This is a genomic window from Echinicola pacifica DSM 19836, from assembly GCF_000373245.1.
In the GTDB taxonomy this organism is placed as follows: domain Bacteria; phylum Bacteroidota; class Bacteroidia; order Cytophagales; family Cyclobacteriaceae; genus Echinicola; species Echinicola pacifica.
The window spans coordinates 318683-330599 of record NZ_KB890754.1 but is presented as its reverse complement, the minus strand read 5'-3'; the positions used below and the strand labels follow the sequence as shown (position 1 = coordinate 330599).

Annotated in this window: 4 protein-coding genes and 1 tRNA gene; 4 read left to right on the top strand and 1 reads right to left on the bottom strand. The window is 40.0% G+C overall.

What is annotated here, in order from left to right; all coding sequences use genetic code 11:
• Positions 1 to 38: 38 nt before the first annotated feature.
• From B050_RS0115260 to B050_RS0115230, 4 genes are all read left to right on the top strand, one after another.
• Positions 39 to 112: transfer RNA gene (locus tag B050_RS0115260), tRNA-Arg, on the top strand.
• A gap of 2654 nt (positions 113 to 2766) precedes the next feature.
• Positions 2767 to 5829, top strand: a complete 3063-nt coding sequence (locus B050_RS0115240) for a SusC/RagA family TonB-linked outer membrane protein (RefSeq protein ID WP_157492826.1) — start codon at positions 2767 to 2769, stop codon at positions 5827 to 5829.
• A gap of 28 nt (positions 5830 to 5857) precedes the next feature.
• Complete coding sequence (locus B050_RS0115235; protein WP_044202636.1) at positions 5858 to 7690, top strand: RagB/SusD family nutrient uptake outer membrane protein; 1833 nt, start codon at positions 5858 to 5860, stop codon at positions 7688 to 7690.
• 228 nt (positions 7691 to 7918) lie between these two features.
• Complete coding sequence (locus B050_RS0115230) at positions 7919 to 10528, top strand: hypothetical protein (protein WP_018474805.1); 2610 nt, start codon at positions 7919 to 7921, stop codon at positions 10526 to 10528.
• 128 nt (positions 10529 to 10656) lie between these two features.
• Here the strand turns inward: B050_RS0115230 and B050_RS0115225 are convergent, their stop codons facing one another.
• On the bottom strand, positions 10657 to 11754 hold the full coding sequence (locus B050_RS0115225; protein ID WP_018474804.1) for an SGNH/GDSL hydrolase family protein: 1098 nt from the start codon (positions 11752 to 11754) through the stop codon (positions 10657 to 10659).
• Positions 11755 to 11917: the final 163 nt, after the last annotated feature.

Genomic DNA, 11917 nt, shown 5'->3' with positions numbered 1-11917 from the left:
GACCGATTTGAGGGTAAGCCTTCAAATCGGTTTTTAATGCGCGCGTAGTTCAACTGGATAGAATATCGGATTTCGGCTCCGAGGGTTGAGGGTTCGAATCCTTCCGTGCGTACTAATAAAGCCTTGCTGGATCTCCCGCAAGGCTTTTTTTGGGGCATGCCCTCTCTCTCCTACCTACATTGGCTAATTTACATAGCCCCACAGCGGTACTACACTATTCAAGAGAGGAGAACCCTACTCAAGATCACTCACAGACCAAAGAAATGGATTCATGCCTCTGGATATCAATTTCTGGATAGCCCCATCCGGTAAGCTAATGGCGGCTGTAACACTAAGATCCCTTGAGGCTAACGATATAAGGGAAATGCTTTCAAAAAAGTAAGAAACCCATTTCTTTTTGAAATGAAGCGTGTAGGTCTGGGTCGGTGGTAGTTTTTATTTCCATGTATCCTTGCTTCCGGAAAGACTGAGTTTAGCTAACAGTCTCCCAGTCTATTATTAGCATTCAATAGTCCGTCTATAACTTGTAAAAAATCAGGACGGGATTATTGCTGCTTTCTGTACTGGACACCAAATCTCCTAGCACTTTATTTAAGGTATTACTTTCAAGAATCATCTTTCTACTTGCATATTTCTGCTGGAAAAAAATATAGTTAACCAAAACATTATTTTCAGGAATGCTTGTAGGTACCCGGAAGGAACCTAAAGCATAAATATCTTTTTGAACTATTCCATGAATCAGTTTCCCCGAAGCAATTGATCTGAAAAGGTGTGCTGTTTTACGTCCTATATAATAATGATTAAAGTAAGTGAAATCATCTAAAAAATGTCCCAAGGCTACCACATAGGAATAGTCTCCATATTACTTTTCAAAATCAGCTAACTCATTAAATTCCGTATCATGTGGCAATATTCAATTTCCAAAATCGATGTGACAATAAGGAAATAGTTTATCTTGGTTAACAGTACAGACGATATTAGTAAAGGGTCGGAGATAAAATACTTTTTCTCCTTTTCTACTGAAAACCTTTCGCGTAAAAACCATACTATGCTCTTTAGAAGCGTTATAGCCCTTCCCTTTGCTACCACCTTCCCAGTAGTATCAACAATTGCCAATTGATTGTTTTTAATTTCTTTAAGATGGTGATTATATGTTTTATTTAAATCAACAGCATTCATACTGTACTTGAGGTATGCAAAATTCATTAGACCATAGCCGATCCTTTGCTCTTTCATAAACTCCCCTTCCAAAGTATATATAGAGGACCTTAGATAGCCGATCGTCATGAATAACTAATTGATTCTTATTCTCCTGACCTAATAAATACATAGAATTCATTTTTATTTCCATCCTTTAAAAAAATTTTACCCTCATATATTTTGATATCAGAAATCCAATATGACATGAGGTCATTTGGGATATCTCCAAGGTTCACATACTATATCTTGTCAATTATATCAGACATCAATACCACATTTTCATTATACCCAGGGACCTTAATCTCCAACAGAAAAGAATCCCTCCCTACAACTGAGTCCAAATTGGACAAACTTCGAGACAGTACCTTTTCGACATCAAGATAAATTTATTATTCTAACTAAACTTCCTGGATTTACCACAGGAGCCAAAAATTAAAATAAAGAAAACAAAGAATACAGAATTTAATTGAAAGATCTTCATTTATAAGTATCGTTTGGGATGAGACTTATCCACCAAAACAAATAATTAAATGCAATAAAATCTCAAACAAGTCCTTAAGCTATTTTTAAAGAATAAATGATTATAGGGAATTTCAGAAGGGATATAATATAACTTAAATTAATATAATAATGATAGTATTAGTCGAATTTTACCAGACACCCCGCCGATGCAACCTCACATCCATTCCTTTTTAAGTTGAAACTCTCACCTAATACCTTCGGAATAGAGCAAGCTTGCCGATTCCCTCCATATAGTATTATATGAAATCAAAGCCACACTGTGTGGCCTCCATCCTGGTGCTCCCCCCAAGCCCTACACAAATTCCATATTCACCTGCACCATCCTATTCCCAAATTTAGGTCAGAATAGCTATATAGAGTCAAGATAGGCACCCACCTAGAGCAAAGACGACAAAGGAAGTATTGCTAAATAATTTGACTTAACAATTGATACTTTTGGTCAAATTAATAAAGGCCCTAATACTCTATCTATGGCTTAAATCATTCAGAGCAAATTCTAGAGCTTCCAGGGCTCAGCTCAGAGGACTTAATTTCATAAGAAATGTTCCTATAGTCAAAAATATATGGTTAGAAATAAATATCCCATAAAGATTCGGTGAGAAAGTATAGAATCCTAGTTATCTGCAATTCCCTATAAGCATCAATATCGTAGCATCCTACAGTGCTATCTTTATTTTCTTGTGTTTTTTTTCTTGCTTATCCTTACTTCTTAGCCTCGATTCCCCTGAAAATTGGATTTAGTTTAAAAAAATAGCTCTAAACTTTCGAAATCCAATTATTTATAATAAAGTCATTAATTATTTGCATTAATCTAATTAAAAACAACTATTCAATAACTTTATAATAATACTAACAACATAGTTAATTAACTATAAAATACATTATATATAATTTTAATTTTTTAGTTTAAATATATTACAAGGTTTTATATTGATGATCTTGCATTATTCAATATTTTAAACTAATATAAAATATATAATGAATTGAAATTTATTCACTTTCGATTCAACAAATTTTAATTTATTACCTAACCCAAAAAAACCCATGAAAATATTTTACCAATTAGTATTAGTACTACTAATGCTATCCATGTCGACAATTTCGGCAATGGCCCAGAACCAAACCCTTTCAGGTATAATCACAGATGAAGAAAGAGAGCCTATTCCCGGAGCAACGGTATTAGTAAAAGGTACAACGATTGGTACCTCTGCAGATATTGAAGGACGCTATTCAATAAGCATTCCTGCCAATTCAGTATTAGTATTTTCTTTTATTGGTTATGAATCGATAGAGGTATCAATCGTGAATCAAAGCACCTTAGACGTCACGCTCGAGTCAAATATTTCAGATTTAGAGGAGGTCGTAGTCATTGGTTATGGAACGGCCAAGAAAAGAGACCTCACAGGTGCTGTTTCTTCAGTAGTCGCAGATAAGCTTGAAAATGAAAATCCCAATTCTGTACAAGACCTTCTCCGTGGAAATGTTGCTGGTTTAAATGTTGGCTTAAGTACCACTGCAAAAGGTGGAGGAACTTTGCAAATCAGAGGCCGAACGTCATTAAATGCAGGTACAAGTCCTCTTCTGGTTTTAGATGGAGCAATTTATTATGGGGAGCTTTCCGACATTAATCCGAATGATATTCAAACCATGGATGTGCTGAAAGACGCTAGTTCTGCTGCTGTGTATGGAGCAAAAGCCGCTAATGGGGTCATTATTATTAATACAAAGAAGGGCATAAAGGGTAAACCGAGGATTAAGATTAATTCAAATGTTGGTTTTGCCTCCGTAGCCTCTACGGAGAAGGTGTATGGCCCACAAGCTTTTATAGATTGGAGGACAGATGTTTTTGAAAGCTCAAATGCAGGTGGATTTGACCCATATGAATTTTCCAACCCAAATTCTCTTCCTTCAAACGTATCCATAGATGAGTGGATGGCATATGATGGATCCACAGGGGATCCCGAAACAGTCTGGTTACAGAGAATAGGTTTGCAACCAATTGAAATTGCTAATTATAAGTCCAACCAATCGGTTGACTGGTACGATAAAATTTATCAAAAAGGACTGAGGCAAGATTATACTGTTAGTATGTCCGGCCAAGGGGATGACATTACTTATTATTGGTCTTTGGGGTATATGAATAACGAAGGTGTGGTAATAGGGGATGAATTTCAAACTATCAGAAGTAGGTTAAATCTTGAAGGAAAGATAAACAACTTCCTTACGGTAGGTATGAATACGCAATTTGCTATCCAAGATGAAAGCTCCGTGCCGGTAGGATCAGGAAATTATACTGATCTTTCTCCGTGGGGAAGTGAATATAATGAAGATGGCACTTTAAAGTATCGACCAAATGAAGAGCAAAGTGGAGGGCGCCACCCTCAGTATGACAGGCAATATACTGACCGACTAGATAAGGAATTTACGCTCAACTCAACATTATACGCGACATTAAGCCTTCCTTTAGGACTAAGTTTCAGAACCAATTTTACTCCGAGGTATACTTATTATGAGCGATACAATCACCAAAGTGCTGAGCATGAGGACTGGGGGCGTGAAGGGGGGTTAGCTTCCAGAAGGCAAAAGAAAACACATTATTGGCAAATAGATAATATTTTGACATGGAAGATGACCTTTAAGGAAGTTCATGATTTCAATGCCACATTCCTTATAAATGCCGAAAAATTTCAGAGTTGGGATAATACAATGAAAAATGAAGGATTCCAGCCGCATGATCGCTTAGGTTTTCACAAAATTGACTCAGGCATTTTACCCACAATTTCAAGCGATGATGAATATTCAACTGGGGACGCCTTAATGGGTAGATTACTTTACACCTACAATGATCGGTACGCTACGACCCTTTCGGTAAGAAGAGATGGATATTCGGCTTTTGGTCAGAGTAATCCTAGAGCAACATTCTCCTCTGCCGCTGTAGCCTGGACTTTCACAGAGGAAAATTTTGTGAACGTAAAATGGTTAGATTATGGAAAACTCCGAATGTCCTATGGAAGTAATGGAAATAGGGACATAGGGAGATATGTAGCCCTATCTGACTTAAACACTGGCAAATACTTTTATCAAAAAGAAAGTGGAGAGCTATATCTAGTCAATCAACTATATGTAAACAGTATGAGTAATCCTGCTTTAAGGTGGGAAAGGACTAATTCAATAAATTTTGGACTAGATTTTTCCCTATTTGATGGTGTTATAGATGGGACCATGGAGTTCTATAAAATGTATACCACTGACTTATTGGTTAAGCGAAGCCTTCCAGATATTGTAGGTTTCGACTCGGTCTTTGATAATTTGGGACAGGTGGATAATAAGGGTTTTGAAATATCTTTATCTAGTACCAATATTAGTCGTATGAACTTTACCTGGAGGACTCATAGTAATTTTCAACTGAATCGTAATGAGATCATCAGCTTGTATGGAGATACAGATGAAAATGGGATTGAGCTAAATGATTACGAGAATAAATGGTTTATTGGTGAATCCATTGATAGAAATTGGAATTATCAAACCAATGGAATTTGGCAAACCGGACAAGAGAGTGAGGCATCAGAATATAAACTCCAACCAGGGGATTATAGAATTAATGATCTGAATGGAGATGGAAAATTCACAGAATTAGATGATAAGACATTCTTAGGATACTCTGAACCTCGGTATAGATGGAGTATTAGAAATGAATTTAAATACAAAAATTTTGATCTATCATTCATGTTTTATTCCTATTGGGGTCACGAGGGAGCCTTCAACCAACTCAAAAATAGGACTAGCTTTTTGGATAGACGAAATTCTTATACCACCCCCTATTGGACAGAAGAAAACCCTAATAATGAATGGGCACGATTAGCCTCAGATGACGCAGGAGTACCTTTTGATGTTTATCGAAAAAAATCATTTATACGCTTTGAAAATATTTCATTAGCCTATACCCTACCTAAAACTCTTTCACAAAAGGCAAAAATTGAAAATATGCGCTTTTACTTCAACGTCAGGAATATAGGGTATTATGCGCCAGAATGGAATTGGTTTGACCCGGAAAATAATGGGGTAACTCCTAGGTATATGACACTAGGAGTTGATTTAACATTATAAAACAGTTTTACATCAAATCGAAAAACTTATGAAACTTAATATATATTATCCATTTACAAAATCACTTATGATTTTGGGTACTGGCTTTCTTATTTTAGCTAGCTGTAATGAAGAATGGTTAGAGCCAAAACCTTTGTCATTCTATGCACCAGAAAACACCTTTAATGAGGCTAGTGGACTATGGGGAGCAATGGTGGCCTGTGAAAGGAACCTTCGTCATGAACTTACTGGGGACGGTTCTCCTATATTAACGGAACATATATTCTCAGAAGTAGCTATAGAAGGCACCACGGATAAGTCAGGCCCAGCTCAAGATATGAACAAACTTATCACTCCGGATGCTAACCTAAATAGTACCAATACAAATAGAATCGGGTGGTATTGGTATGAGGGTTTTAAGGGAATAAAATATGCTAATGTGGTAGTTTCTCGAATAGACCAACCCAGCGATTATGAATCAGAAGCGGAGAAAAATCACATTTTAGGTACGGCTTATTTTCATCGAGCAATGAGATATTATCGTCTTACTCACCAATTTGGAGATGTTCCTTTTATTGAGGAGGAAATTAATACTCCAAAACTGGACTTCTATTCAACAGACAGAAAAGTCATTTTAAAGAAGATAAAGGAAGATCTAGAGTTTGCAGAGCAATATGTTCCAGAATATATGGATCGTGGTCAAGTTCCCAAGGGTGCAATTCAACATCTATTAATTAAAGTAAATTTAGCCCTTGCTGAATTCGATGATGCTATTGCAGTTGCCAATAGGCTAATAGACCAGGGACCATATCATTTAATGACAGAAAGATTTGGAGCAAAAGACTCTTATCCAGATAAGGATGTGGTTTGGGACCTGCACCGACCAGAGAATAAATCGATCTCTTCAAATAAAGAAGCAATATTTATGGTAATGGATAGGCTGAATGTAGATGGAAACTCTGGTGGAATGAGTTCCATGAGACAGGCGGTACCTTTTTGGGGCTCTAATATAAACACTCCAAATGGAAATAAAGGCACCTCCGACAAAGCCCAGCTTGATATCGATCAAGTATCCAAATTCGGAAGGGGAATTGGGAGATTGAGAGGGACCTGGTATCACCAGCACATGATTTGGGATGATGAAAAAGACTTAAGGCATGCCCCAGGAAATTGGATGACTATGGAAGACTTGGTATATAATAATCCATCTATTAAGGATTCGGATTCATTTTATGGCCAAAACTTACAATTGACAAATTCTGCAGGAGTCGTCTTACTAAATGACACCATTAGAAGTTGGTTCGACTGGCCACATTATAAAGTATTTATCCCCGATCCCGAGTCTATTCAACCTGCAGGTGGAAATAGTGACTGGTATATATTTAGATTAGCAGAATCCTACTTATTAAGAGCCGAGGCCTATTACTGGAAAGGTGACTTAAGCAATGCTGCCGCCGATATTAATGCCGTTAGGACACGTGCCTTATGCTCCCCCTACCCTGCGGCCCATATAAATATTGGAACCATTCTAGACGAACGCGCAAGGGAATTATTCTACGAAGAACCACGTAAAACTGAATTGACTAGAATATCCTTCATATTCGCTCAAACTGGTAAAGCTGCTTATAATGGTAAAACTTATAATGAGCAGAGTTTTTCAGAGGATAACTTCTACTTTGATAGAATGATGGAAAAAACAGATTATTATAATAAAGGAGTCTCTACCATCCATGGTGACACCTATACTTTAAGTCCTTATCATGTATTGTGGCCAGTGCCTGCGGATGCAATCAACTCAAATACTAGGGGAAAAATCAATCAAAATAAGGGATATGCTGGATATGAAAACAATATTCCTCCTTTGACAAATACAAGTGAATAAATATACAATGTGACCTTTAATATATTAACCCAAATAAGTCGATGTTATACGTCGACTTATTTTATTTCCACCTCTATTTCGCAAATCACCACTTTTTAAAACCTTTCATTTCGTTTATAAAATGAGTTTTAAATCTTCAAATCCCTTTCTTTTTTCAGATTTTATCCCTTAATTGTTCTGTCGCTTTTTGGGGACATGATGAGCCATTTACTATTCGAAGCTTAAAGAATGAAAAGAAGAAAATCACTTAAGATCATGGCACTGGGTGCCTTGGTTCCCAATACAGGATTACTAGCTCAATTTCAAATTAAGGAGAAGCAACTGGAAAAAAGCACCTCTCTGCATTTTGAGAGTGACTGGCAGACCTGGCCCGACATGGAATGGGTAGGATCTGAATATTGGGGCAACCGCCTTCAGGACTGGAATATACGAGAGGGCAAGGTCGTATGCCAGGTCCAGGGACAAAACCGCAGCCTGCACTGTCTCACCACCCAAGTCAAAGAAGCTTCTGGCTCATTTCATACAGAGGTATCCCTCCATATAGATACTGCTGTCAGCAGCTCAGACCAGAGCTATGCTGGGGTCCGGCTGGGCATCAAAGGTAAATTTAACGACTATCGGTCCGCAGCAGTTCATGGTCGTGGCCTCGATATTGGACTGACCAGCGCCGGCAATCTTCTAATAGACGATACGCTGATACCTATAAATGCCACTATTCCGCAAGAGGTCAAGCTCTCGATCAGTCTCGAAGAATTGAATAGCAAATCCAAACTTAAAGTAAGCCTTCAATCTACAACTGGAGAAATCCTCGCAACGGGAGAAACCAGGGAGCTCAATCACCTTGATATATCAGGAAATATTGGCTTGGTATCTCATATCGCTAAGGGCAAGGAAGATGAATCAGCTTCTTCTGCCACTTTTTCTGAGTGGAAAATTGAAGGATCACGGCTCCACTCCTGCAGTGAGCACGAATACGGCCCAATCTGTTTTGCGCAATACACCATTCATAAGAACATCCTAAAACTCACTGCGCAGCTATGCCCCGTGGAGCAAATAAAAGGACATAAAGTAAGCTTGGAGGTAAAGGAAGGCTTAGAATGGAAAGCAATGGGAGAAAGCACCATAGACCCCATGTCCAGAACAGTACATTTCAGACATGAAAACTGGCCTTTTACCGAACCTAAGGCTTACCGAATCAGCTTGCACCTTCCCTTGAAAGAGGCGGGAGACAGCCGTGAATATTATTATGAAGGCAGCATTATGGCTCAGCCACAGCAAGCCTCGAAGGTCAAAGCGGCGGTTTTTAGTTGCAACTGTGACTACGGCTTTCCGGATATGGAAGTGGCGCCTTACGTCAATGAGCATCGCCCGGATTTGGCCCTATTTCTTGGAGATCAATTTTATGAAAGCACGGGAGGTTTTGGCATTCAGACTTCCCCCATGGATAAGGCTGCCCTGGATTATCTGCGCAAGTGGATGATGTTTGGTTGGTCCTACCGTGAGATATTTAGACATATCCCCTGCGCTATTATCCCTGATGATCATGATGTCTATCATGGCAATATCTGGGGAGAAGCTGGCAAAGCGGCCGACATCACCAATGGCTGGGGCGCTCCGGCTCAGGACTCCGGAGGATATAAAATGGAACCGCGATGGGTAAATATGGTCCAAAAATGCCAAACCAGCCACCTTCCTGACCCTTATGATCCTACACCAGTAAAGAATGGTATAGAAGTATATTATACTGATTGGCTGTATGGAGGGATAAGCTTCGCAATATTGGAAGACCGAAAATGGAAATCTGCCCCTAAGCATGTACTGCCTGAAGAGGCGGATATATGGAATGGATGGATCAAAAACCCGGATTTTGACATCAAAAAGCACCGCGTTCAAGCTGACCTACTGGGAGACCGCCAACTGGATTTTCTCGACCATTGGGCAGCGGACTGGTCTGGAGGGGCAAAGATGAAAGCCCTGCTCACCCAAACGATCTTCAATACTGTGGCCACCTTACCCGCCGAAGCCATGGATGACTCCGTGGTCCCAAGCATGACCATTCCTAAGCCTGGGGAATATGTCCTTGGGGATCAGATTAAAGGAGATATGGACAGCAATGGCTGGCCTCAAGTGGGAAGAGATCAGGCCGTGGAAAAAATACGTAAATGCTTTGCCTTCCACATCGCCGGCGATCAGCACCTTGCTAGCTTTACCAAATATGGAGTGGATGATTTTGGAGATGGGGGATTTGCCTTTGCAGGTCCTGCCCTGAATAATATCTGGCCCCGTAGATGGTGGCCACCTGTGGACAATCCGCAAGATTATTCGGATCAAAACCCAGTCTATACCGGAAACTATGAAGATGGGTTTGGAAATAAAATGACCGTCAAAGCCATCGCAAACCCGAGGCTCACCGGAATTGAGCCAGCCGTGGTTTATGATAGAGCCACAGGATATGGGATCGTTACCTTTGACTCCAATACTAGGACCATCACCACCGAGTGCTGGCCAAAATATGTCAACCCCGCAGAGAAGCCCGATGGGCAATATGCTGGCTGGCCTATTACCATTAGCCAGGAAGATAACTTTGGTAAATCCGCCAAAGCTTGGTTGCCCGAAATAAAAGTCAATGGGATGAATAACCCCATTGTCGAAATTATAGAAGAAAAAACTGGTCAAAGCCTGTACTTTCTATCGATCAAGGGAAATACCTTTACCCCTAAAGTATTTGATGCCGGAAGTTATACCATTCGTATCAAAGACGCTGATTCAGGGAAAATAAAGGAGAAAAAAGGAATAAAATCCTCCAAATCCCCGAAAGGCACGCTAATGATGAGCTAATCATAACACCAAAAAAGCCAAGCCGAATAAGCAATATTTGCTAGTCCGGCTTGGCTTATTATTTTTATAATCCACTATAAGTTATTTCGTCATGGAGACTTATATACCTGCTTCACTTCCAAGGAAGACTAATCAAGAATCTTAGTCAAATGCTTAATATAGGCATCCGCATAGCGCTGCATCCCCAGGTCTGTGGGATGAGTACCATCTACATAGTCATCCATACCTAAGCCAATATCCTCACGGGTCATGAGATACAGATCCTCAATGCCCTCAGCTATCAAGTCTTCAAAAATTGCCTTGGTCCATAAATTTAGGTTGGTATAAATCTCCTTCCGAGCTGAATCGATGCCCCCATCAGAGTAACCATCATGCTCCACAAGCAATATTGGGGTGTCGGGTTGGGCAGCCTTTAGAGCCTGAATAGCATGTGTAATTCTTTCCCGCACGATTTCCTCAGTGAATCCCCCTCCTGGGCCTAAGTTTGGCAAGCAATCCAATACATAAACGCTAGCCTTCAAGGTCTCTATGTATTCTATGAGTTCGGGCTCCATCCTACCATTGCCAGAAAATGCCAGGTTTATCAAGGGTTTATCGAGCGATCTTCCAAGGATATTAGGCCAGGACATTCCAGCTCGAGAAGCACAGGCGCCTTGGGCAATGGAAGTACCATAAATGACGATAGGGTTTTCCGGCCTTTTAGGCAGGAAGGTAAATTTCGCCGAACTGGCCATGCCTATCTTCAGGTCACTGACACTATTATATAAGGGCAAATACAGCTGGTATTCTCGCTCCTCCCCAGTACTATTGGGTGTAAGGAAAGAATAAGCAATTTTCTCTTCTGAAAAATCATAACGGCCCCTTACCCATAGCCACTCACCATCGGCGGCACGGGAGTATAGGTCCAGCCCTGACACCCCGGTGGTGGGCATATGAGGCATGGATAGCTTCTTACCGGGCACAAAAGTCACTTGTACCTGATCCGCGTCAGTGGTAAACCTTAACAGCAGACCCGTAGCATCCCTAGATAGATTCCAGACGGGCTCCCTTACCTTGGCCTGGGCATCATCAGGAAGTCTATTATATCCGATATCCTCCCAACCTCTGCCTTCTAAGACCCCATCAGTGGCTAATGGATCATGCCATTGCAGCTCCTGCGCCCATAGATTCACCGAATCGAATGATAATACAGCCAATACAAACAGCCTTACGAAAAATGATTTCATAGTTTATGATTATATAATTGATGATTCCCTAAGTAATTTATGTACCTCATAAAACGGATATGCTGAAATAGATCAGGTTTAATTCCTAATGGCATAAAGCCCATCTAAGAAGGTGACTAAGCCAAGCTCGCCGTCCTTATTGCAATTTCCACCGAATGTTCAT

What these genes read in the sequence shown, in the direction of transcription:
- B050_RS0115235 (WP_044202636.1), top strand. Translation starts at nt 5,858, where the DNA reads ATGAAACTTAATATATATTATCCATTTACAAAATCACTTATGATTTTG.
- B050_RS0115225 (WP_018474804.1), bottom strand. Translation starts at nt 11,754, where the DNA reads ATGAAATCATTTTTCGTAAGGCTGTTTGTATTGGCTGTATTATCATTC.
- B050_RS0115230 (WP_018474805.1), top strand. Translation starts at nt 7,919, where the DNA reads ATGAAAAGAAGAAAATCACTTAAGATCATGGCACTGGGTGCCTTGGTT.
- B050_RS0115240 (WP_157492826.1), top strand. Translation starts at nt 2,767, where the DNA reads ATGAAAATATTTTACCAATTAGTATTAGTACTACTAATGCTATCCATG.